The sequence below is a fragment of the Pseudomonas koreensis genome (assembly GCF_025447595.1).
In the GTDB taxonomy this organism is placed as follows: Bacteria; Pseudomonadota; Gammaproteobacteria; order Pseudomonadales; family Pseudomonadaceae; genus Aquipseudomonas; species Aquipseudomonas koreensis_H.
On the sequence record NZ_JAOEJU010000036.1, the window covers coordinates 14,262 to 35,028 of the forward strand.

Here is a 20,767-nt window from a genome sequence, read left to right on the forward strand (position 1 = left end):
GGGAACGATCTTTGGGCGGGAATGATCTAGTCTTGGCAAGCCCAAGGGAGAGATCGCCATGTACCGCTTTTTCGAGCAGCTCAGTTCCCGCATCGTCGCGCCGTTCATGGGCGAATCCTCGCGCAACAGCAAGGTCTGGCCATGCCGCTGCGGCCAGTCGCTGTTCTTTCGCAATAGTCAGTGCCTGGCCTGCAACGCGGCGCTGGGTTATCAACCGGAGCACAGTCGCCTGACCTCGCTGCAACCGGGGCCGCAAGAGGGCACCTGGACGCTGGACGTCGATCCCGAGGCCGGGCTGTTCCGCCGTTGTGCCAATCTTGACACTCCAGCGGCCTGCAACTGGCTGCTGCCCGCCAACGATCACGACACCCTGTGCGCGGCCTGCGATCTGAATCGCACCATCCCCGACCTGTCCGTCCCGGAAAACCCCGAACGCTGGCGCAAGGTGGAAATCGCCAAGCGGCGACTCGTGGCACAACTGATCAGCCTCGGCCTGCCGGTCGTCCCGAAAACCGTTGATGAAGACACCGGCCTGGCCTTCGATTTCATCGGCGTCGATCTGGAAGGCAACGCCCCGATGACCGGCCACGCCAACGGCCTGATCACCCTCGACATTGAAGAAGCGGACGACGCCCACCGCGAGCGGGTCCGGGCGCAGATGCACGAGCCTTATCGCACGCTGCTCGGGCATTTTCGCCATGAGGTCGGGCACTACTACTGGGATCGCCTGATCGACAACGGCCCGTGGCTCGGTTCATTTCGCAATCTGTTCGGCGATGAGCGCGCCAGTTATGCCGAGGCGCTGGAGCGGCATTATCAACAGGGCGCGCCGGCCGACTGGTCGCAGCACTACGTCAGCGCCTACGCCACCATGCACCCGTGGGAAGACTGGGCGGAAACCTGGGCCCATTACCTGCACATGATGGACGCGGTGGACACAGCGCTGGGTTTCGGCATGAGTGCCCGGGAGATGGACCTGGATTACCAGCCGTTCCCGTCGAGCACGCTGTACGACCCCGAGCATCCCGGCGGCGCGGCATTCCTGTCGTTCGTCAACGCGTGGATCGAACTGGCCGGCATGCTCAACGAACTGTCGCGCAGCATGGGCCAGCCGGATTTCTATCCCTTTGTGCTGCCGCCAGCGGCGATCGCCAAGCTGCACTTCATTCATCTGGTGATCCAGCAGGAGGGTGGCCGGGCGGACGAGGTGCTTCAGGCGCAATAGCAAGTGCTTGAAGCCCTTCATGTTTTTTATCTGCAACCAGCGGTTGTAACTTCGTCTCAGATAGGTACAATGGCGCGGCTCGCCGACAGGCAAGCGTCGTTATGGTGACCCTATCGGTCCCCCCGCAACGATTACCCGTGAACCTGGTCAGAGCCGGAAGGCAGCAGCCACAGCGGGAACATTGTGTGCCGGGGTGTGGCTGGTAGGGTTGCCACCTTAACGCCGAAAAAATTCCAAAATTCGAATCTCTACACGACCCCGATCCAGTTCGGCGTTGTGTTTTCTGTTGTCTGGAAGATTATCGCCCGCTTCGTCATTTCTGTTTGCCAGGAGGCTTCATATGTCATTTCCCAAGCTCATTCTCTGCCTGATGGCATCCGCCATGCTTGCATCCTGCGCCACGCCGCTGACGCCTCAGGAGCTGAAGGCGCAGGAGGCTGAAACGGCGGCCGCCCGCGACTACTTTTCGCGCAAGGTCGAACTTACTGATGACGGCGGCGATTCATCCGGTTACACCACGCTGGAGCTGAAAAACACGGCCGAGGGTTACATCCTCGCGTACTACGGCAAGGACAAGGCAGCCCCGCTCTATACCGAACAGGTGACCGAGTGCGTCGGCAAGTCCGGCCCGTTTCCTTCGCTCGATTGCAAGCTATATAACGGTGTTCACCGCTGGGCGGGCTTTTCGTACACTGTGGCGGCTGAAGACACTGTCGTGAAAGACCCTCGACTGATCCCGATGCAAAGCCGGATCAACGTCAAAAAAGGCGACATCATCGTGATGACGCGGCACTCTCCGCAACACTGGCGGTTTGCAGGTCGTTTCGCCCAGGAGTAACGCGCAGTCCATCGCCGCATTGAGGTTGATGGCGACCATGAGGTCGGCGTGTGCGCTGGAATGCCAGGAGGGGCTCATTCTTATGAAGCCCCTTTTTCATGGCTTCCATTCGGGGGAAGGCTCTGAAGTGCCGGTATACAACCGGATAATGTCATCAATCTCCCCCGACATTTTCATCCGCAGCAACGTCCTCAATATCCGCTGCACCGGGACATTCGGATCGTTGCGCACGTAGCAGCCGATCTTCTGTTCCTGCAACACCGCCACCGCTTGCAGTTGCTGCTGCGGCACCAGGCGCTGATTGAACCAGTCCAGTGTCCATTGATTGCTCACGGCGTACCGGTAGCGGCCAGCCAGCAGTTTGTCGAGCACCTGCTCCTGATTGCGTGCGTCTTCGCGCGATAGTCGGTCGGCGTCGAATATCGGTTGCAACGTGGGGTAGCTGTAGCCGAGCACGGTGCCGATCGACTGGCGGGGCAGGAGGGCTGGATCGGCGCTGGGCGGCTGGTCCTGGCGGCTGATCAGCAGATCACGCTGAAAGAACAGCGGAATGCTCCAGATGTAATCCCCTGACAGATTCGGCAGCCAGGATTGTGCGGCATAGCAGCGCACGTCGACTTCGCCGTGTTCCATGGCGTTCTGTACTCGGGCGCGGGGCAGGACGTGAAATTGCGCCGGTACGCCGACCTGGGTCGCGAGGCTGAGCATCATGTCGTAGAGGATGCCCTGGGTCGGGCGGCCGCGTTCGATCTGCACCATCGGCATCGCCCAGCTGTCGGCGACGACGAAGCGCAGCGGCGGTTGCGACGCCATCGCGCTCAGGCTCAATCCCAGTAATGCCCCCATGGCCCACCGCATAAACGCTCCGGTAATTCCCGATCCCGAGCCGACAAAAGCCCTCGCTCATGCAGCTTAGCCAGAATAGACGAGCACACCGGATGCAATTTTGCCCTTGCTCCGCTAGCATTAGCCGCTTCTGCTTCCTTTGCCGCGACGGTTTTCGATGAGTTATCAGGTTCTTGCACGTAAATGGCGTCCGCGCTCGTTCCGCGAAATGGTCGGCCAGACCCATGTGCTCAAGGCTCTGATCAATGCCTTGGACAGCCAGCGCCTGCACCACGCCTACCTCTTCACGGGTACGCGGGGCGTCGGCAAGACCACGATTGCGCGGATCATCGCCAAATGCCTGAACTGTGAAACAGGTATCACTTCAAGCCCCTGCGGAGAGTGTTCGGTGTGCCGCGAGATCGATGAAGGCCGTTTCGTCGACCTGATCGAGATCGACGCCGCGAGCCGGACCAAGGTCGAGGACACCCGCGAGCTGCTCGACAACGTGCAGTACGCCCCGAGCCGCGGGCGCTTCAAGGTCTACCTGATCGACGAAGTGCACATGCTCTCCAGCCATTCCTTCAATGCGCTGCTGAAAACCCTCGAAGAGCCGCCGCCCTACGTCAAGTTCATCCTGGCGACCACCGACCCGCAGAAACTTCCGGCAACGATTTTGTCGCGATGCCTGCAGTTCTCCCTGAAGAACATGACCCCTGAGCGGGTGGTCGAGCATTTGACCCACGTTCTCGGTGCCGAAAACGTCCCGTTCGAAGACGACGCGCTATGGCTGCTCGGCCGCGCGGCCGACGGTTCGATGCGCGACGCCATGAGCCTGACCGACCAGGCCATTGCCTTCGGTGAAGGCAAGGTGTTGGCCGCTGATGTGCGGGCAATGCTCGGTACGCTGGATCACGGCCAGGTTTACGACGTGCTGCACGCGCTGATCGAAGGCGACGCCAAAGCGTTGCTCGAAGCCGTGCGCCATCTGGCCGAACAGGGGCCGGACTGGAACGGCGTGCTCTCGGAAATTCTCAACGTGCTGCACCGCGTCGCCATCGCCCAGGCCTTGCCGGAAGGTGTCGACAATGGTCACGGTGACCGTGACCGGGTGTTGGCGCTGGCCCAGGCGTTGCCGGCCGAAGACGTGCAGTTCTATTACCAGATGGGCCTGATCGGTCGCCGCGACTTGCCGTTGGCGCCGGATCCGCGAGGCGGTTTCGAAATGGTCCTGCTGCGGATGCTGGCCTTCCGGCCGGCAGACACGGCGGACGCGCCGAGGCAACCGCTAAAGCCAGTGGGGATCAGCCAGGCCACAGTTGATTCCGCAAACTCAGTGGCTGCCGCGCCGAAACCTGCGCCGGTAGTTGCTGCGGCTGTTGCGCCCGCGCCGGCTCCGGTGGTTGAACCTGCGCCGGCTCCCGAGCCTGCCCCGGTTGCCCCGGTGATTGCGCCTGAACCCGTTCCTGAGCCAGAGCCTGAGCCGGTCGTGGCGGAAGAGGTCGTCGACCTGCCGTGGAACGACCCGGTAGAACCGGCTCCGGCACAACAGCCAGCCGTCGAGCCGGTGCTGGAAACCACCGCCGAACAGCCAGACCTGCCGCCAATGCCGCTGCCGACCCCGGACAGCGTCGTGCCGGATGCTCCGGAGTGGGCCGCCGCGCCGATCCCCGAGCCGTCGGTTGCCGACGTTGATGCCGCCACGCCGGGCATGGACATGGACGATGAGCCGCCGCTCGACGAGGACTACATCGAGCCGGACATGGATTCGGCCTACAGTTACCTCGATGATCTGGCCAGCGAGCACGCCGCAGAACCGGCCCCCGAACCCGAGCCGGAACCCGCCGCCGCGCCGGCCACAGGTTTAGCCCTGCAATGGCTGGAGCTGTTCCCGCAACTGCCTATCTCCGGCATGACCGGCAGCATCGCCGCCAACTGCACGCTGATCGCGGTCGATGGCGACAACTGGCTGATGCACCTGGATCCGGCCCACAGCGCCTTGTTCAACGCCACCCAGCAGCGTCGTCTGAACGATGCGCTGAACCAGTTCCACGGCCGCACGCTGACCCTGACCATCGAGCTGATCAAGCCCGAGCAGGAAACCCCGGCCCAGGCCGCGTCTCGGCGCCGTGCCAACCGTCAGCGCGAGGCGGAGGAGTCGATCCACGGCGATCCGTTCATCCAGCAGATGGTGCAGCAGTTCGGTGCGGTCGTGCGACACGATACTATTGAACCTGTCGACGCCCTGGTCAGTCAGGGCTAATAACTGAGGGCGTCCGGCTTGTATGGCCGGGCGCTGTTTTGATCCAAGTACTTTTGAGGTGATTCCCATGATGAAAGGTGGCATGGCCGGCCTGATGAAGCAGGCGCAGCAGATGCAGGAAAAAATGGCCAAGATGCAGGAAGAACTGGCCAACGCCGAAGTCACCGGCAAAGCCGGTGGCGATCTGGTCACCGTGGTGATGACCGGTCGTCATGACGTGAAAAAAGTCAGCATCGACCCGAGCGTACTGCCGGGCCTGGACGAAGACGACCGTGAAGTGGTCGAGGATCTGGTGGCTGCAGCCGTCAACGCCGCCGTGCGTCAGATCGAAGCCAACAGCCAGGCGAAAATGGGCAGCATGACCGCTGGCATGAACCTGCCGGCCGGTATGAAACTGCCGTTCTGATTCGCCTTTGCGGGTTGGATGAGCTACAAAAAATGCCAGGCATCGCGCCTGGCATTTTTGTTTCCGCCTGATCGAAATGTACTGGCAGGGCTGGCGCCTTCGCGAGCAAGCTCGCTCCCACATTTGATATGCGTTCCACTGTGGGAGCGAGCTTGCTCGCGAAGAAGCCGCCTCGGTGCAACGGATGAAAATTCGAACGCTCCATCGAAACAAACGGTCTGCTCCCTATACCGCCGAATTCCCCATTCAAAGGAGACGCTGACATGTCCGATCCTCTGACCCTCAACCAACGCTTCGTGCTGGCCTCGCGGCCGGTGGGCGCGCCGACGCCCGAAAACTTCCGTCTGGAGCGCGAGGCGCTGCCGGACCTTGAAGACGGCCAGGTGTTGCTCAAGACCCTGTACCTGTCGCTCGATCCCTACATGCGCGGGCGCATGAGTGACGCGCCGTCCTACGCGGCGCCGGTACAAATCGGCGAGGTGATGACCGGCGGCGCTGTCAGCCGGGTCGAACAGTCGCGTCATCCGAAATTCCACCCCGGCGATCTGGTCGTCGGTGCCACCGGCTGGCAAAGCCACAGCATCAGCGATGGCCGCAACATCATCCCGATCCCGATCCCGTCCGGCCTGCCGAGCCCGTCGATGGCGCTCGGCGTACTGGGCATGCCCGGCATGACCGCCTACATGGGTTTGATGGACATCGGCCAGCCAAAAGAAGGGGAGACCCTGGTGGTTGCCGCCGCTTCCGGCGCGGTGGGTTCGGTAGTCGGCCAGGTCGCCAAGATCAAAGGCCTGCGCGCCGTCGGCGTGGCCGGTGGTGCCGAGAAGTGCAAATACGTGGTCGAGGAACTGGGCTTCGACGCCTGCATCGATCACAAGGCGCCAGACTTTGCCGAGCAACTGGCCAAGGCCTGTCCCAATGGCATCGACATCTATTACGAAAACGTCGGCGGCCATGTCTTCGATGCGGTCGTGCCGCTGCTCAATCCCAAGGCGCGGATCCCGCTGTGCGGCCTGATCGCCGGCTACAACGCCTCGGAAGCGCCGAAAGGCCCGGATCGTTTGCCCGCCTTGCAACGCACGCTGCTGACCAAGCGCGTACGGATTCAGGGCTTCATCGTGTTCGACGACTACGGCGACCGTCAGCCGGAATTCATCAGCGCGATGGTGCCGTGGGTGCGCGACGGCAAGGTCAAATTCCGCGAGGACGTGGTCGATGGTCTGGAGCAGGCGCCGCAAGCATTTATCGGGCTGCTGGAGGGGCGCAACTTCGGCAAACTGGTGGTGAAGGTTGCACAGGACTGAGGATTTGACGCTGGCCGGAGGCGCGGGTATAAACCGCGTCTCGTTGTTTTGTCGGACTTTTTCCCCATGAGCTTCAGCCCTTTGATTCGCCAACTGATCGACGCCCTGCGAACTTTGCCGGGCGTGGGTCAGAAAACTGCCCAGCGTATGGCGTTGCAGTTGCTCGAACGTGACCGCAGTGGCGGTACGCGCCTGGCCCAGGCCTTGAGCCAGGCCATGGAAGGGGTCGGACACTGCCGCCAGTGCCGCACGCTGACCGAAGACGATCTGTGCCCGCAATGCGCCGACACCCGCCGCGACGACACGTTGCTGTGCGTGGTGGAAGGGCCGATGGATGTCTACGCGGTCGAGCAGACCGGGTTCCGTGGTCGCTATTTCGTGCTCAAGGGGCACCTGTCGCCGCTGGACGGACTGGGCCCGGAAGCCATCGGCATTCCGCAACTGATGGCGCGGATCGAAGAGGCGGGCACCTTCACCGAAGTCATCCTCGCCACCAACCCGACCGTGGAAGGTGAAGCGACTGCCCACTACATCGCCCAGTTGCTGCAGAACAAAGGCCTGATCGCCTCGCGCATCGCCCATGGCGTGCCGTTGGGCGGCGAACTGGAACTGGTGGACGGCGGCACGCTGGCTCACTCGTTTGCCGGGCGTAAACCTATATCGCTCTGATTCCGGTGTCTGACCTGACGCCTTCGTCGGATCGCCGCCCGGACCAAGCTCGCTCCCACAGTGAATGGTGTTGCTCATCAAATATGTGAGCGCCGCCAGAATCTTGTGGGAGCGAGCTTGCTCGCGAAGGGTGCGCCTCGGTCTTGCTGAATCTCACAATCTTGTTGAAAACCAAGCAAGCGCTCGGTTAAGTTCGGCGAACCCTTCCATGGAGTTCGCCGATGCCCGTCTTCCAGGAGTACTTCGACCCCAGCCACCAATTGGTCCGCGACAGTGTCAGGCGTTTCGTCGAGCGCGAGATCCTGCCGGACATCGATGCGTGGGAAGAAGCCGAAAGCTTTCCCCGTGAGCTGTACCTCAAGGCCGGTGCGGCCGGCATCCTCGGCATCGGTTATCCCGAAGCGCTGGGTGGCAGCCACGAAGGTGACCTGTTCGCCAAGATCGCCGCCAGTGAAGAACTGATGCGCTGCGGCTCCGGCGGGTTGGTCGCCGGACTTGGCTCGCTCGATATCGGTCTACCGCCGATCGTCAAATGGGGCCGGCCCGAAGTGCGTGATCGTGTCGTCCCCCAAGTGCTCAGCGGCGAGAAAATCAGTGCCTTGGCCGTCACCGAACCGGGCGGCGGCTCCGACGTCGCCAACCTGCAGACCCGCGCCGTGCGCGATGGCGATCATTACCGGGTCAGCGGCAGCAAAACCTTTATCACCAGTGGCGCGCGCGCCGACTACTACACCGTCGCAGTGCGCACCGGAGCGCCCGGTTTTGGCGGCATCAGCCTGCTGCTGATCGAGAAGGGCACGCCGGGCTTCACCGTCGGCCGGCCACTGAAGAAAATGGGCTGGTGGGCATCGGACACGGCTGAATTGTTCTTCGACGATTGCCAAGTGCCTGTAGGAAATCTGATTGGCGCGGAGAACATGGGCTTTGCCTGCATCATGGGCAACTTCCAGAGCGAACGTCTGGCCTTGGCGCTGATGGCCAACATGACCGCGCAACTGGCGCTTGAAGAAAGCCTGAAGTGGGCAAAGGAGCGGCAAGCGTTCGGCAAACCCATCGGCAAGTTCCAGGTGATCAAGCATCGCCTCGCGGAAATGGCCACGGCGCTGGAAGTCTCGCGGGAGTTCACCTATCGGCAGGCGACGAAGATGGCAGCGGGGCAGAGTGTGATCAAGGAGATTTCCATGGCCAAGAACTTTGCCACGGACACTTCGGACCGGATAACCACAGAGGCGGTGCAGATTCTCGGCGGGTTGGGTTATATGCGCGAAAGCCTGGTGGAGCGGCTGTACCGGGATAACCGCATCTTGTCGATTGGCGGCGGGACGCGGGAGGTGATGAACGAGATCATCAGCAAACAGATGGGGCTATAGATTTTGCAGTGAGGCTGCCGGCCCATTCGCGAGCAAGCTCGCTCCCACAGAGGAACGCATTCCAACTGTGGGAGCGAGCTTGCTCGCGAAAGCGGTGGTGCAGGCGCTGATTACTTGTCAGTCAACGCAAACTGCGTCAGGCAGAACGTCGGAATCCCCATGTCCTCAAGACGCTGCGAACCACCCAGCTCCGGCAGATCGATGATCGCCGCCGCTTCATGAACGCGGGCGCCCATGCGGCGGATCAGGTTGGCAGCTGCGATCAGCGTGCCGCCAGTGGCGATCAGGTCATCGAACATCACCACCGAATCGCCTTCGCACAGGCTGTCGGCGTGCACTTCCAGAAACGCTTCGCCGTACTCGGTCGCGTAGCCTTCAGCCAGCACGTCCGCCGGCAGTTTGCCTTGCTTGCGGAACAGCACCAGCGGCTTGTTCAGTTGATAGGCCAGCACCGAACCGATCAGGAAACCGCGCGCATCCATCGCGCCGATGTGGGTGAAGTCGGCTTCCACGTAACGGTGGGCGAAGCTGTCCATCACCAGGCGCAGGGCCTTGGGCGACTGGAACAGCGGGGTGATGTCGCGAAAGATCACGCCCGGTTTCGGGAAGTCGATCACGGGGCGGATCAGGGATTTGATGTCGAAGGAGTCGAAGACCATCGTCGAGGTGTCCTGGCAGGGCTGCAAACGGCGCAGTATACCCGCGGCTGAAACGATACGCTCGGCCGCGGGTCGAGATCAGACTTCGAGCGAGCCGCCGGCCAGGGCGCAGAGCTGGATCGGGTCGAGGATATGGATTTCCTTGCCTTCGGCTGCGATCAGTTCGTTTTGCTGGAAGCGGGTGAAAACCCGGGACACTGTTTCTACCGCCAGCCCCAGATAGTTGCCGATTTCATTGCGCGACATGCTCAGGCGGAACTGATTGGCCGAGAACCCGCGAGCGCGGAAACGCGCCGACAGGTTGACCAGGAACGTGGCGATGCGCTCGTCGGCGGTTTTCTTCGACAGCAGCAACATCATTTGCTGGTCGTCGCGGATTTCGCGGCTCATCACACGCATCAACTGACGGCGCAGTTGCGGCAATTGCAGGGCCAGCTCGTCGAGGCGTTCGAACGGAATCTCGCAGACCGAGGTGGTTTCCAGCGCCTGGGCGGAAACCGGGTGTTTCTCGGTGTCCATGCCGGACAGCCCGACCAGTTCGCTCGGCAGGTGGAAGCCGGTCAGTTGCTCTTCGCCGGTGTCGCTCAGGCTGAAGGTCTTGAGGGCGCCGGAGCGTACTGCATAAACGGAATCGAAGGTGTCGCCCTGGCGGAACAGGAACTCACCCTTTTTCAGCGGGCGGCCACGTTTAACGATTTCGTCCAGCGCATCCATGTCTTCCAGATTCAGCGAAAGTGGCAGGCAGAGAGGGGCCAGGCTGCAATCCTTGCAATTAGCCTGGTTGTGAGCGCGCAGTTTAACTGGCTCGGACATTTCTTAAATCCTTGTGGGAAAACACACATAAGGCGTAAGGGTAACCCAGCGGAGGACATTCAGGCCAGTCTGTGGCGAGATTGCCCCCACGGCATAAAGCCGCAGGGATGACGGCCGATAAACAGGTATCTGACGGCATGCAAGGAACCGCTTCGATGACTGCTATTGGTACGCTGACCCCCGGTAACAGTGGCGTTGCGTCGTTGCTGGAAAGTGCTGAAACCTCCGTTGACGATGAGTCCGGCACAGACGCGGCATCGTTGGGAAGCCCGACCTTGGTCGAGGGTGTCAAAGTGTCGCTGTCCGGTGCGGCCATTGCTAAATCCGCCGGTGCCGGCGGGAAAAACCGCGATATCGAAGAAAGCGGCCTGCCGGAAAACGTCCAGCAATTGCTGAAGATGATTCGCAAGTTTCGCCAGCAGATCGCCGAAAAGAACGCTCAGATCAACGCACTGATGGCCAACAAGACCCTTTCCAACGAAGAGCGGTTCGCCAAGATCGCTGCCCTCAAAGGCGCCATCTCCGCCCTCAACAACGGTCTGATCACCGCCAACCTGTCTCTGGCCAAAGTCATCGACCAATCGGCTCTGACCGCAGACCAGAACCTGAAAACCACCTCGCTGCTGATGAAGAGCTAAATCACCCGCGAAAAACGCTGGCGGTTCTGCTGCTCCAGATACGCGTCGAACACCATGCACACCGAACGCACCAGCAGGCGCCCGGCCGGCAGCACGGTGATGCGCTCGCGATCCAGTTCGATCAGCCCGTCCTGCGCCATGCCCTGCAATTGCGGCCAGAGCGCACCGAAGTAACCCTGAAAATCGATGTTGAAGCTGCGCTCGATCTCGGCGAAGTCCAGACTGAAATTGCAGATCAGTTGCTGGATCACCGCACGGCGCAAGCGGTCGTCAGCGTTGCACACCAGGCCACGGCTGGTGGCCAGTTGCGCGCCGGCGAGGGTGTTCTGGTAGTGATTGAGGTCGCTGCTGTTCTGGCAGTACAGGTCGCCGATCTGGCTGATCGCCGACACGCCCAGCCCGATCAGGTCGCAATGACCGTGGGTGGTGTAGCCCTGGAAGTTGCGTTGCAGGGTCGACTCTTCCTGGGCAATCGCCAATTCATCGTCGGGCAGGGCGAAGTGATCCATGCCGATGTAGCGGTAACCGGCGGCGGTCAGTTGTTCGATGGTGCGTTGCAGCATTTCCAGTTTCTGCGCCGGGCTCGGCAGTTCGTTGCCGTTGATCCGCCGCTGCGGCATGAAGCGTTCCGGCAAGTGCGCGTAGTTGAACACCGAGAGCCGATCCGGTTGCAGGCTGATGACTTCCTCGACGGTGCGGGCGAAGTTGTCCGGGGTCTGCTTGGGCAGGCCGTAGATCAAATCGATGTTGATCGAGCGAAATTGCAGAGTCCGCGCCGCGTCGATCACCGCGCGGGTTTCTTCCAGGCTTTGCAGGCGATTGACCGCCCGTTGCACGGCCGGGTCGAGATCCTGCAGGCCAATGCTGACCCGGTTGAAGCCCAATTCGCGCAGCAGGCCCATGGTCGACCAGTCGGCTTCGCGCGGATCGATCTCGATGCCGTAATCACCGGAGTCATCGTCCAGCAGATTGAAATGCTTGCGCAGGTGCGCCATCAGTTGCCGCAATTCATCGTGGCTGAGAAAGGTCGGAGTACCGCCGCCGAAGTGCAGTTGCTCGACTTTCTGCGCCGGGTCGAGGTGGCAGGCGATCAGCTGGATTTCCTGCTCGAGCCGTTGCAGATACGGCAGTGCGCGGCCGCGATCCTTGGTGATGACCTTGTTGCAGGCGCAGTAGTAGCAAATGTTCGCGCAAAACGGCACGTGAACATACAGCGACAACGGGCGCAGGGCCTTGCGGCTGTCGCGCAGGGCGTGAAACAGATCGAAGGTGCCGACCTGACTGTGAAATTGCACGGCCGTCGGGTACGAGGTGTAGCGCGGCCCCGCCAGGTCGTAGCGGCGGATCAAATCGGTGTCCCAACGAATGGCGTCGAGCATGCGGGCATTCCCCGGATAGGCTGGCAGTGTGCCGAGTCTAGGGGAGGGCGCGAAAAGGCATCTTGATTTGCATCAACGGGGATATGTGTGTTGCCAGTGCGGTCCTCTTCGCGAGCAAGCTCGCTCCCACAGGTTTTGTGTACGCCACAAATCTCCTGTGGGAGCGAGCTTGCTCGCGAAGGCCGCGCCGCCGGTCAGTGGCCCATCAGCCAGTGCTGGTGCGGCCCCGGCAGGGTCCAGATGCCGAACAGGATCACCAGCAAACCGCCGGCCATGCGCACGCTGCGTTTGCGCAACAACGCGGTCACTCGTTCGGCTGCAAGACCGGTCGCGAGTAAAACCGGCCAGGTGCCGAGCCCGAAGGCGAGCATCAGCAACGCGCTGTCGAGTGCATTGCCCTGACTCGCCGACCACAACAGCGTGCTGTAAACCAGCCCGCACGGCAGCCAGCCCCACAGCGCGCCGAGCAGCAAGGCCCGGGGCAGGCTCGACACCGGCAGCAGGCGATTGGCGACTGGCTGAATGTAACGCCACAGTCCACGACCGAGGCTTTCGATGCGGGTCAGGCCGCTCCACCAGCCTGCCAGATACAGGCCCATGGCGATCAGCAGCAACCCGGCGAGAACACGCATGAACAGCGCAGCAGGACTGTTGGCCACCGCCCATCCCGCCAGCCCGATCAGCAATCCCGCCGTGGCATAGCTGAGAATTCGCCCGAGGTTATAGGCCAGCAACAATCGAAAGCGTCGGCTGCGTTGCTCCTTGGGAATCGCCAGGGTCAGCGCGCCCATCAAGCCGCCGCACATGCCCAGGCAGTGCCCGCCGCCGAGCAGGCCGAGAATCAACGCAGACACCAGCAGCGGCGCCAGTTCAAGCATGGGGTGGCGCCTTGTCGTCCGGTTTGGCCGGGTTGGCTTCGTCCACTGCGGCGGTGTGGTTCGGGTCCTGATCGTCGAACAGGATGCTGTGGGCCGGGCCGTCGAGGTCGTCGTACTGGCCGCTGTCCACCGCCCAGAAGAAGATGTAGACGGCGATGGCCACGATCAGCAGCGCGGCCGGAATCATCACGTAGAGAGCTGGCATCTGTACTCCATGCCCGCGCGGCTCAGGCCGGCAGCGGGCGGGTTTCTGACGTGGCGCTGACGGCCTGCGCGCTCGGCAGGCGAGTCAGGCGCAGGGCGTTGAGCACCACGGTCAGCGAACTGATCGACATGCCGACGGCGGCCCACACCGGAGTGATCCAGCCGAGGGCGGCGAACGGCAACATGAGGCCATTGTACAGCGCGGCCCACAACAGGTTCTCGATGATCACCCGGCGGGTGCGGCGTGCCAGCGTGAAGGCTTGTACCAAGGCGTCGAGCCGGTTGGACAGCAGCACCGCATCGGCACTGGTTTTCGCCAGATCAGTGGCCGATCCCATGGCCACGCTGATGTCCGCAGCGGCCAGCACCGGCACGTCGTTGACCCCGTCGCCGAGCATCAACACCTTGCGGCCGTCCCTGTGCAGTTGTTGCAGCACTTGCAGCTTGTCGTCCGGGCGCAGGCCGCCTCGGGCCTCGTCGATGCCCAGTTCGGTAGCGACACTGGCGACCATCGGCGAACTGTCGCCCGACAGCAGCAGCGTGCGCCAGCCGCGCGCCTTGCATGCCGCGAGCAGGGCCGGGGCGTCATCGCGCAGACGGTCGTCGAGGGCGAACCAGGCGAGCGGTCCCTGAATATCACCCAGCAGCAGCCATTGGCCTGGCTCCTTAGGCATCGACGGCACCGGCGCGCCGCTGAGATCACAGACAAAATCCGCCTGACCGATGCGCAAGCGCTGTTCGCCGACCAGTCCCTCAAGCCCCAGGCCCGGCGTGCTGTGGACATCTTCGGCAGCCAGTGGCGCGCGACCGAAGGCGCGGGCAATCGGGTGTTCAGAACGGTTTTCCAGGGCAGCGGCCAGACTCAGGCATTGATCGCTGTCGAGGGCGCCAAGCGTGCGGATCGAGCGCAGCACCAGTCGGCCTTCGGTGAGGGTGCCGGTCTTGTCGAAAATCACCGTGTCGATCTGGTTCAGGCCTTCCAGCACATGGCCGCGTGTCAGCAGCAAGCCAAGTTTATGCAGGGTGCCGGTGGCGGCGGTGAGGGCGGTCGGGGTCGCCAGCGACAGCGCGCACGGGCAGGTCGCCACCAGCATGGCGAGGACGATCCAGAACGCCCGCGACGAATCCAGTTCCCACCACAGCAGACCGATTGCGGCGGCTGCGATCAACGACAGCAACAGGAACCACTGCGCGGCGCGGTCGGCGATTTCCGCCAGCCGAGGTTTTTCCGCCTGGGCGCGATCCAGCAGGCGGACGATCGCCGAGAGTCGCGTGTCCTGGCCGAGCGCCTGCACCTCGACGGTCAGCGCACCTTCCACGTTCAGCGTGCCAGCGGTGACGGCATCGCCCTTGGCGCGCGGCTGCGGCAGGTATTCGCCGGTCAGCACCGATTCGTCGATGCTCGACTGGCCATCGAGGATCTTGCCGTCCGCCGGCAGCACTGAACCCGGTTGCACCAGCACCCGGTCACCGAGGCGCAGTTCGCTGAGCAGGATGCGTTCACTCTGGCCGGCGTCGTCGAGGCGCAGGCACGAGGCGGGCAACAGATTGACCAGTTGCGCGGTGGCAGCGGCGGTGCGTTCACGGGCGCGGCGTTCGAGGTAGCGTCCGGCCAGCAGGAACAGCGCAAACATGCCCACCGCGTCGAAATACAGCTCGCCGACCCCGGTGATCGAGGTCCAGATCCCGGCGACATACGCCGCACCGATCGCCAGCGACACCGAAACGTCCATGGTCAGGTGATGGGTACGCAGGTCGCGCATGGCACCTTTGAAAAACGGCGCGCAGCTGTAGAACACGATCGGCGTGGTGAGAAACAGCGCGACCCAGCGCAGGATCGTATGCAGCTCCGGGCTGAGGTCGATGTTGAATTCCGGCCAGGTCGCCATGGTCGCCATCATCGCCTGGAACCACAGCAGTCCGGCGACGCCGAGTTGGCGCAAGGCGAGGCGATTTTCGCTGGCCAGTTGTTCGCTGGCGCTGTCGGCTTGATACGGGTGTGCGGCGTAGCCGATGTGGCGCAGTTCGCCGAGGATCTGGCTCAGCGGCAACTGAGCGTCAGCCCAGCGTACGTGCAGGCGATGGTTGGACAGGTTCAGCCGCGCCTCGGCCACGGCGGGCAGGGTGCGCAGGTGTTTCTCGATCAGCCAGCCGCACGCGGCGCAACTAATGCCTTCCATCAACAGCGTGGTCTCGGCCAGCTCGCCTTCGTGGCGCACAAACGGTTGCTGTACGTCGGCGCGGTCGTACAGCTCTAGTTCATCGACCAGTTGCACCGGCAGCGCTTCGGGGTTGGCCGAGGCTTCGCTGCGATGCTGGTAATAGCTTTCCAGCCCGCCGGCGACGATGGCTTCGGCCACGGCCTGACAGCCGGGGCAGCAGAACTCGCGGGACTCCCCGAGCACGACGGCGGTGAAGCGACTGCCGGACGGGACGGGCAGGGCGCAGTGGTAGCAGGGGAGTGGGGTGGTCATCAGGAGTTCACTAATACTGCAGAATCGATGTCGTCAGGTCATGCCCTTCGCGAGCAGGCTCGCTCCCACATTTTGATCTGTGCCTGACGCAGATTTTGTGAGCGCCGCAAATCCATTGTGGGAGCGAGTCTGCTCGCGATGCGCGAAGCGCGGCTTTATTTCTTCAGGTCTTCAGCACCTTGCAACGGCTCGTCACCCAGCAACAAATCCTTGTCATGGCTGACCAGCTCTTCCTCGAACATCCGCCACACGTGATCGTCCTGAGTGCCCAGCAACTCAACAAAACGCCGACCTTCAATCTTGTCGCTCAACTGGCCGATGTAGCGGCCCTGTTCGGTCTCGCTGCGGGCCAGGACAATCTTGCGATCTTTCTCCGGCTGGGTCGGCGAGATCAGGTTCAGTTCCAGGGTTTTCGGCTGGCTGTCGCCGCTCAGGCGCAGGTCGACTTCGCCGGTCACATCATCCAGGTGCACGGCAGCGCGCATCTTCAGGGTCTGGGCCAGCAGCTCGCGATCCAGCGAACGGTTGATGCCTTTGCCGGCCTCGTAGTAGTTGTCGTTGACCAGGTTGTCCGGGTTGTTCACCGCGATGGTCACCATGGACAGCGTCAGGGTCACCGAACAGGCCAGAATCCCGATGATGATCCATGGCCAAAGGTGCTTGTACCAGGGACTTGCGGCGTTTGCTGCGGGCATGTTCAGTTCTCTCAACGATTTTGTGGGCCGATGAAACGGCTCTTGGCTTCTACGTGGACGCTGTCGTCATCGGCATCCTTGAGGATGAATTTCACCTCGTTGGTGCTCGATGGCAATTGCTCAGGCGCGCTCGACAGCTCGACCGGCATGCTGAAGATTTCCCCGGCCGGCACCTTGATCTCGCGTTTGCCTTGCAGGCGCAGATCCGGCAAACCGGCGGCTTCCAGCACGTAGGTGTGGTCGCGCTGATCCTTGTTCATGATCTTCAGGCTGTAGACGTTTTCGATCCGGCCTTCGGCGTTTTCACGGTACAGCACGCGGTCCTTGCTGACGTCGAAACCCACCAGCGAACGCATGAAGAAAGCCGTCACCAGCAGGCTGATCATCGCCAGCAGCACCACGGCATAACCGATCAGCCGAGGGCGCAGTTTATGGGTTTTCTGCCCGGACAAGTTGTGTTCGGTGGTGTAGCTGATCAGCCCGCGCGGGTAATCCATCTTGTCCATGATGCTGTCGCAGGCGTCGATGCACGCAGCGCAGCCGATGCACTCGATCTGCAGGCCGTCGCGGATGTCGATGCCGGTCGGGCAGACCTGAACGCACATGGTGCAGTCGATGCAGTCGCCCAGGCCTTGGGCCTTGTAGTCGACGCCTTTCTTGCGCGGGCCACGGCTTTCGCCGCGACGCGGGTCGTAGGAAACGATCAGGGTGTCCTTGTCGAACATCACGCTCTGGAAGCGCGCATACGGACACATGTAGATGCACACCTGCTCACGCAGCCAGCCGGCGTTGCCGTAGGTGGCGAGGGTGAAGAAACCGACCCAGAAATACGACCAGCCATCGGCTTGCCCGGTGAAGAATTCGAAGACCAGTTCGCGGATCGGCGAGAAGTAGCCGACGAAGGTCATGCCGGTGACGAAACCGATCAGCAACCACAGCGCGTGTTTGGCGAGTTTGCGCAGGAACTTGTTGGCGCTCATCGGCGCCTTGTCGAGCTTGATGCGCTGGTTGCGGTCGCCTTCGGTGACCTTCTCGCACCACATGAAAATCCACGTCCACACGCTTTGCGGGCAGGTGTAGCCACACCAGACCCGCCCGGCATACACGGTGATGAAGAACAGGCCGAACGCGGCAATGATCAGCAGCCCGGAAAGCAGAATGAAATCCTGTGGCCAGAACGTGGCGCCGAAAATGAAGAACTTGCGCTCCGGCAGGTTCCACCACACGGCCTGATGGCCGCCCCAGTTTAGCCAGACCGTACCGAAATACAGCAGGAACAAGGCAGCGCCGCCCATCATCCGCAGATTGCGGAACAGACCGGTGAAAGCACGGGTGTAGATTTTTTCTCGAGAGGCGTAAAGGTCGACGCTGTTGTTCGCGTTCTTGCTGGGTGGCGTGACGTCGTGTACCGGAATCTGGTTGCTCATCATTGCATCCCACGGCAGTGGAAAAATGCCTCGGTCGATACGTGCCGACCGGGGTCAAAAAGGGGTGTTGCAGTGGCCCAATGATACGCCTGTCATGCCGACGAACGGGTGCGACCTTTGGTCGCGTTGGGCAAAATCAATTGATGGTGTAATGACTTGAATCAATTGACTTGTGAGATATCGCCTTTTTTGGTTCGGCCGATGAGTGAGTCTAGGCGATTCGTCGCCGTTGCGCTGCCTGGTGATCTGTGGGCCGAAAGCCAGTCCTTGGTTGTCCGGTGAATCCTGACCAAACTTCGAAATAATCCGGTTGAACTAAGGAGCTTTGGTTTTTATGGTTCGTTAGTTTGAAACAAGTTTGTTTAATTGTTCCTGTTGTCGGCTTTGAAAGATTCCGTTTGATCGAATATGTTTGCGTCTGGCGATATTCAGTTGCCGGTCATTATTCAAGTTGAATGGAGTTTTAATGTTATGAATTTAAATGGAATTGTAAAGTTGCTGCTGGGCGTCTGTTTAATCTCTACTGTTACTTTGGCTCATGCCGTTGAGGGCACTCCGTGGCATATGGTGTTCGCGTCCGACACGCAATATCCCTGGACTGACAAGACCGACAGCGGAGAGCCGGAATCCGATGCAGACTTCGAAAAACGTGCCAGGTGGCTGGTGGACAGCCAGTTGGGCAGTATCGCCGAGTTTCGAAACACCCATGGTGGGCAGGCGGCAATCCCGTTGATGATCAACGGTGACATTACCGCTTTTGGCCATGGTTGGCAGCGCTCATATATGAAATCGGCCCTGCAGAAGTACTTCAAGGGCGATTACCTGTATGGCTTGGGTAATCATGATTACGAAAACAATGTGGATGACTGTTTCAGTAATAGTTGTGCGGCGGGTAGTATCGTCGAGTTCAACGAACATCATAAGGGCAAGGTGGATAATTTTGACCTCAAGGTCACAGGCGCTTTTCTGGATATTCTTTATTCGGGCAGTCTTGCCTACTCAAAAAATGTCGGGGAAGTTCATTTGGTGCAACTCAACAACGAGCCCACCTACACCACGAAGATTGCTCATGCGTTGAACCCGACAACTTTCAATATCACCAGTGCGCTGGACTGGCTGGAAAATGATTTGAGGGTGGCGAGGGCCCAGGGTTACGCCATCATCATCAACATGCACAAATGGGATGACTGGCAAGGGGACTGGCAACAGAAGCAGCGCTTTCTGAACATGATCGAAAAGTATGAAGTCACGGCCATTTTTGCGGGTCATTACCATGCGCGAGGTGGGGCCAAGCGCTTGATGGGTACGGTGCCGATGTTTCTCAGCGGCGGAACGTCCCAGCAAACGTATCTGACCGCCAGTTTTTCGGCTGATCGCAAGCAACTGCATGTCAATCTGGTCGAGAACAATGAATGGCGAGAGCCCCGGCTCGTGCACACCGTGCCAGTGAAATCGATCTGGGCCAGGCGCCCATGAAAAAGGCCCCGCCAGATGACTGGCGGGGCCTTTTTTTGCTTCAAGCGTTGGCCTTACTGGGCCTCGGCTTCCGCTGGTTTTTCACCGTGGGACAGGCTGTAAACGTACGCCGCCAGCAGGTGAACCTTGTCGTTGCCTTGCAGTTGTTCCTGGGCAGGCATCTGGCCCTGACGGCCGTAACGGATGGTCTGCTGCAATTGCGCGAAGCTCGAACCGTAGATGAACGCGGCCGGGTGGGTCAGGTCAGGTGCGCCCATCGCTGGCGTACCTTTGCCCGCCGGGCCGTGGCACGCCACGCAGTTGGCGGCGAACAGTTTCTGGCCGTTGGCCGGATCTGCCTTGGTGCCTTCCGGCAGCTTGCGGCCATCCAGATTGGTCAGCACGAACGCGGCCACGTCGGCCACGCCTTGCTCGCCGATCACTTCAGCCCAGGCCGGCATCACGGCGTGACGACCGCCCATGATGGTGGTCTTGATGGTTTCCGGCTCGCCGCCCCAGCGCCAGTCGGCGTCGGTCAGGTTCGGGAAACCATAAGCGCCCTTGGCGTCGGAACCGTGGCAGACCGAGCAGTTGGAGGCGAACAGACGGCCACCCATCTTCAGGGCTTGCGGATCCTTGGCGACTTCTTCGATCGGCATGGCGGCGAACTTGGCGAAGATCGGACCGAACTTGGCGTCCGAACGCGCCATTTCCTTTTCCCACTCGTGAACGCCGGTCCAGCCGGTCTGGCCGTTGGCGAACGCGGTCTGCTTCTCGGTATCGAGGTAGTTGTAGCCCGGCAGCAGGCCTTTCCAGTTGCCCAGGCCCGGGTACAGCACCAGATAACCCAGAGCGAACACGATGGTGCCCACGAACAGCATGAACCACCATTTCGGCAGCGGGTTGTCGTACTCCTCGATCCCGTCGAAGGAGTGGCCGACCGTCTCGTCGGTCTGCTCGGTGCGCTGGCCCTTTCGGGTCGACAGCAACAGCCAGGTCAGGGAAAAGATCGTACCGAGACTGAGGACTGTGACGTACAGACTCCAGAATGTAGTCATTCTTTGTTACTCCTAGAAGCTTGCTCGACGTGCTTGATGGCTTCGGGATCGTCCGCGAAGGGCAGCAAGGTCGCGTCTTCAAACTCCGACTTGCGCTTGGGGCTGAACACCCACAACGCCAGGCCGATGAAGGCAACCATCACGACAACGGTGCCCAGGCCTCGAATCATCCCGATATCCATCTAGA

The 20,767-nt window shown here is 61.4% G+C and carries 20 protein-coding genes and 1 other RNA gene; 10 read left to right on the forward strand and 11 right to left on the reverse strand.

The window, feature by feature from the left end; translation table 11 throughout:
* Positions 1–58: 58 nt before the first annotated feature.
* The 3 genes from N8H71_RS27515 to N8H71_RS27525 all read left to right on the forward strand — a co-directional run bounded on the left by N8H71_RS27515 (position 59) and on the right by N8H71_RS27525 (position 2,063).
* Positions 59–1,225 (forward strand): zinc-binding metallopeptidase family protein, encoded by a 1,167-nt coding sequence (locus N8H71_RS27515; protein WP_262196404.1) that lies wholly within the window; start codon positions 59–61, stop codon positions 1,223–1,225.
* 111 nt (positions 1,226–1,336) lie between these two features.
* An RNA gene (gene ffs / locus N8H71_RS27520) (signal recognition particle sRNA small type) lies at positions 1,337–1,433 on the forward strand.
* 132 nt (positions 1,434–1,565) lie between these two features.
* Positions 1,566–2,063, forward strand: a complete 498-nt coding sequence (locus N8H71_RS27525; RefSeq protein ID WP_262196405.1) for a hypothetical protein — start codon at positions 1,566–1,568, stop codon at positions 2,061–2,063.
* Positions 2,064–2,159: 96 nt separating this feature from the next.
* Here the strand turns inward: N8H71_RS27525 and N8H71_RS27530 are convergent, their stop codons facing one another.
* Complete coding sequence (locus tag N8H71_RS27530) at positions 2,160–2,921, reverse strand: substrate-binding periplasmic protein (RefSeq protein ID WP_262196406.1); 762 nt, start codon at positions 2,919–2,921, stop codon at positions 2,160–2,162.
* A gap of 145 nt (positions 2,922–3,066) precedes the next feature.
* On the opposite strand from N8H71_RS27530, the gene dnaX reads away from it, so the two are divergent.
* From dnaX to N8H71_RS27555, 5 genes are all read left to right on the forward strand, one after another.
* The gene (gene dnaX / locus N8H71_RS27535) at positions 3,067–5,151 is read left to right on the forward strand and encodes a DNA polymerase III subunit gamma/tau (RefSeq protein WP_262196407.1); all 2,085 of its coding nucleotides are present in this window, start codon (positions 3,067–3,069) and stop codon (positions 5,149–5,151) included.
* 67 nt (positions 5,152–5,218) lie between these two features.
* Positions 5,219–5,557 carry a YbaB/EbfC family nucleoid-associated protein gene (locus N8H71_RS27540; protein ID WP_007951650.1) on the forward strand — a complete coding sequence of 113 codons (339 nt, stop codon included), beginning with the start codon at positions 5,219–5,221 and terminating at the stop codon, positions 5,555–5,557.
* Between the two features lie 263 nt (positions 5,558–5,820).
* Complete coding sequence (locus N8H71_RS27545; RefSeq protein WP_262196408.1) at positions 5,821–6,861, forward strand: NADP-dependent oxidoreductase; 1,041 nt, start codon at positions 5,821–5,823, stop codon at positions 6,859–6,861.
* Between the two features lie 66 nt (positions 6,862–6,927).
* The gene (gene recR / locus N8H71_RS27550; RefSeq protein WP_007951652.1) at positions 6,928–7,530 is read left to right on the forward strand and encodes a recombination mediator RecR; all 603 of its coding nucleotides are present in this window, start codon (positions 6,928–6,930) and stop codon (positions 7,528–7,530) included.
* A gap of 221 nt (positions 7,531–7,751) precedes the next feature.
* Positions 7,752–8,900 (forward strand): acyl-CoA dehydrogenase family protein, encoded by a 1,149-nt coding sequence (locus tag N8H71_RS27555; protein WP_262196409.1) that lies wholly within the window; start codon positions 7,752–7,754, stop codon positions 8,898–8,900.
* A 110-nt stretch (positions 8,901–9,010) separates the two neighbouring features.
* On the opposite strand, the gene N8H71_RS27560 is transcribed toward N8H71_RS27555, so the two are convergent.
* Together N8H71_RS27560 and fnr are read right to left on the reverse strand one after the other, a co-directional pair.
* On the reverse strand, positions 9,011–9,559 hold the full coding sequence (locus N8H71_RS27560; RefSeq protein WP_003223345.1) for an adenine phosphoribosyltransferase: 549 nt from the start codon (positions 9,557–9,559) through the stop codon (positions 9,011–9,013).
* A gap of 78 nt (positions 9,560–9,637) precedes the next feature.
* Positions 9,638–10,372: a fumarate/nitrate reduction transcriptional regulator Fnr gene (gene fnr, locus N8H71_RS27565; RefSeq protein WP_007951654.1), complete on the reverse strand. Its 735-nt coding sequence runs from the start codon at positions 10,370–10,372 to the stop codon at positions 9,638–9,640.
* A 155-nt stretch (positions 10,373–10,527) separates the two neighbouring features.
* Between fnr and N8H71_RS27570 the strand changes: the two genes are divergently transcribed.
* The gene (locus tag N8H71_RS27570; protein ID WP_262196410.1) at positions 10,528–11,010 is read left to right on the forward strand and encodes a hypothetical protein; all 483 of its coding nucleotides are present in this window, start codon (positions 10,528–10,530) and stop codon (positions 11,008–11,010) included.
* Here the strand turns inward: N8H71_RS27570 and hemN are convergent.
* The 6 genes from hemN to ccoG all read right to left on the reverse strand — a co-directional run bounded on the left by hemN (position 11,007) and on the right by ccoG (position 18,067).
* Positions 11,007–12,389, reverse strand: coding sequence for an oxygen-independent coproporphyrinogen III oxidase (hemN, locus tag N8H71_RS27575; protein ID WP_011333280.1), 1,383 nt, complete (start codon positions 12,387–12,389; stop codon positions 11,007–11,009). The genes N8H71_RS27570 and hemN overlap by 4 nt on opposite strands.
* Before the next feature lie 194 nt (positions 12,390–12,583).
* The gene (locus N8H71_RS27580) at positions 12,584–13,267 is read right to left on the reverse strand and encodes a sulfite exporter TauE/SafE family protein (protein WP_039770036.1); all 684 of its coding nucleotides are present in this window, start codon (positions 13,265–13,267) and stop codon (positions 12,584–12,586) included.
* Positions 13,260–13,472, reverse strand: coding sequence for a cbb3-type cytochrome oxidase assembly protein CcoS (ccoS, locus tag N8H71_RS27585; protein ID WP_007951659.1), 213 nt, complete (start codon positions 13,470–13,472; stop codon positions 13,260–13,262). The genes N8H71_RS27580 and ccoS overlap by 8 nt, the downstream gene beginning before the upstream one ends.
* A 22-nt stretch (positions 13,473–13,494) precedes the next feature.
* Positions 13,495–15,945: a heavy metal translocating P-type ATPase gene (locus N8H71_RS27590; RefSeq protein ID WP_262196411.1), complete on the reverse strand. Its 2,451-nt coding sequence runs from the start codon at positions 15,943–15,945 to the stop codon at positions 13,495–13,497.
* Positions 15,946–16,100: 155 nt separating this feature from the next.
* On the reverse strand, positions 16,101–16,640 hold the full coding sequence (locus N8H71_RS27595; RefSeq protein ID WP_085613300.1) for a FixH family protein: 540 nt from the start codon (positions 16,638–16,640) through the stop codon (positions 16,101–16,103).
* 11 nt (positions 16,641–16,651) lie between these two features.
* Positions 16,652–18,067, reverse strand: a complete 1,416-nt coding sequence (gene ccoG / locus N8H71_RS27600; protein WP_262196412.1) for a cytochrome c oxidase accessory protein CcoG — start codon at positions 18,065–18,067, stop codon at positions 16,652–16,654.
* Between the two features lie 471 nt (positions 18,068–18,538).
* Between ccoG and N8H71_RS27605 the strand changes: the two genes are divergently transcribed.
* Complete coding sequence (locus N8H71_RS27605; RefSeq protein ID WP_262196415.1) at positions 18,539–19,543, forward strand: metallophosphoesterase family protein; 1,005 nt, start codon at positions 18,539–18,541, stop codon at positions 19,541–19,543.
* Between the two features lie 53 nt (positions 19,544–19,596).
* Here N8H71_RS27605 and ccoP read toward each other — a convergent pair whose 3' ends face one another.
* Together ccoP and N8H71_RS27615 are read right to left on the reverse strand one after the other, a co-directional pair.
* The gene (gene ccoP / locus N8H71_RS27610) at positions 19,597–20,580 is read right to left on the reverse strand and encodes a cytochrome-c oxidase, cbb3-type subunit III (protein WP_102717707.1); all 984 of its coding nucleotides are present in this window, start codon (positions 20,578–20,580) and stop codon (positions 19,597–19,599) included.
* Positions 20,577–20,762 (reverse strand): CcoQ/FixQ family Cbb3-type cytochrome c oxidase assembly chaperone, encoded by a 186-nt coding sequence (locus N8H71_RS27615; protein WP_003175465.1) that lies wholly within the window; start codon positions 20,760–20,762, stop codon positions 20,577–20,579. The genes ccoP and N8H71_RS27615 overlap by 4 nt, the downstream gene beginning before the upstream one ends.
* Positions 20,763–20,767 lie beyond the last annotated feature (5 nt).

Coding starts and splice junctions, on each gene's coding strand:
- N8H71_RS27515 (WP_262196404.1), top strand. CDS start 59: ATGTACCGCTTTTTCGAGCAGCTCAGTTCCCGCATCGTCGCGCCGTTC.
- N8H71_RS27525 (WP_262196405.1), top strand. CDS start 1,566: ATGTCATTTCCCAAGCTCATTCTCTGCCTGATGGCATCCGCCATGCTT.
- N8H71_RS27530 (WP_262196406.1), bottom strand. CDS start 2,921: ATGCGGTGGGCCATGGGGGCATTACTGGGATTGAGCCTGAGCGCGATG.
- dnaX (WP_262196407.1), top strand. CDS start 3,067: ATGAGTTATCAGGTTCTTGCACGTAAATGGCGTCCGCGCTCGTTCCGC.
- N8H71_RS27540 (WP_007951650.1), top strand. CDS start 5,219: ATGATGAAAGGTGGCATGGCCGGCCTGATGAAGCAGGCGCAGCAGATG.
- N8H71_RS27545 (WP_262196408.1), top strand. CDS start 5,821: ATGTCCGATCCTCTGACCCTCAACCAACGCTTCGTGCTGGCCTCGCGG.
- recR (WP_007951652.1), top strand. CDS start 6,928: ATGAGCTTCAGCCCTTTGATTCGCCAACTGATCGACGCCCTGCGAACT.
- N8H71_RS27555 (WP_262196409.1), top strand. CDS start 7,752: ATGCCCGTCTTCCAGGAGTACTTCGACCCCAGCCACCAATTGGTCCGC.
- N8H71_RS27560 (WP_003223345.1), bottom strand. CDS start 9,559: ATGGTCTTCGACTCCTTCGACATCAAATCCCTGATCCGCCCCGTGATC.
- fnr (WP_007951654.1), bottom strand. CDS start 10,372: ATGTCCGAGCCAGTTAAACTGCGCGCTCACAACCAGGCTAATTGCAAG.
- N8H71_RS27570 (WP_262196410.1), top strand. CDS start 10,528: ATGACTGCTATTGGTACGCTGACCCCCGGTAACAGTGGCGTTGCGTCG.
- hemN (WP_011333280.1), bottom strand. CDS start 12,389: ATGCTCGACGCCATTCGTTGGGACACCGATTTGATCCGCCGCTACGAC.
- N8H71_RS27580 (WP_039770036.1), bottom strand. CDS start 13,267: ATGCTTGAACTGGCGCCGCTGCTGGTGTCTGCGTTGATTCTCGGCCTG.
- ccoS (WP_007951659.1), bottom strand. CDS start 13,472: ATGCCAGCTCTCTACGTGATGATTCCGGCCGCGCTGCTGATCGTGGCC.
- N8H71_RS27590 (WP_262196411.1), bottom strand. CDS start 15,945: ATGACCACCCCACTCCCCTGCTACCACTGCGCCCTGCCCGTCCCGTCC.
- N8H71_RS27595 (WP_085613300.1), bottom strand. CDS start 16,640: ATGCCCGCAGCAAACGCCGCAAGTCCCTGGTACAAGCACCTTTGGCCA.
- ccoG (WP_262196412.1), bottom strand. CDS start 18,067: ATGAGCAACCAGATTCCGGTACACGACGTCACGCCACCCAGCAAGAAC.
- N8H71_RS27605 (WP_262196415.1), top strand. CDS start 18,539: ATGAATTTAAATGGAATTGTAAAGTTGCTGCTGGGCGTCTGTTTAATC.
- ccoP (WP_102717707.1), bottom strand. CDS start 20,580: ATGACTACATTCTGGAGTCTGTACGTCACAGTCCTCAGTCTCGGTACG.
- N8H71_RS27615 (WP_003175465.1), bottom strand. CDS start 20,762: ATGGATATCGGGATGATTCGAGGCCTGGGCACCGTTGTCGTGATGGTT.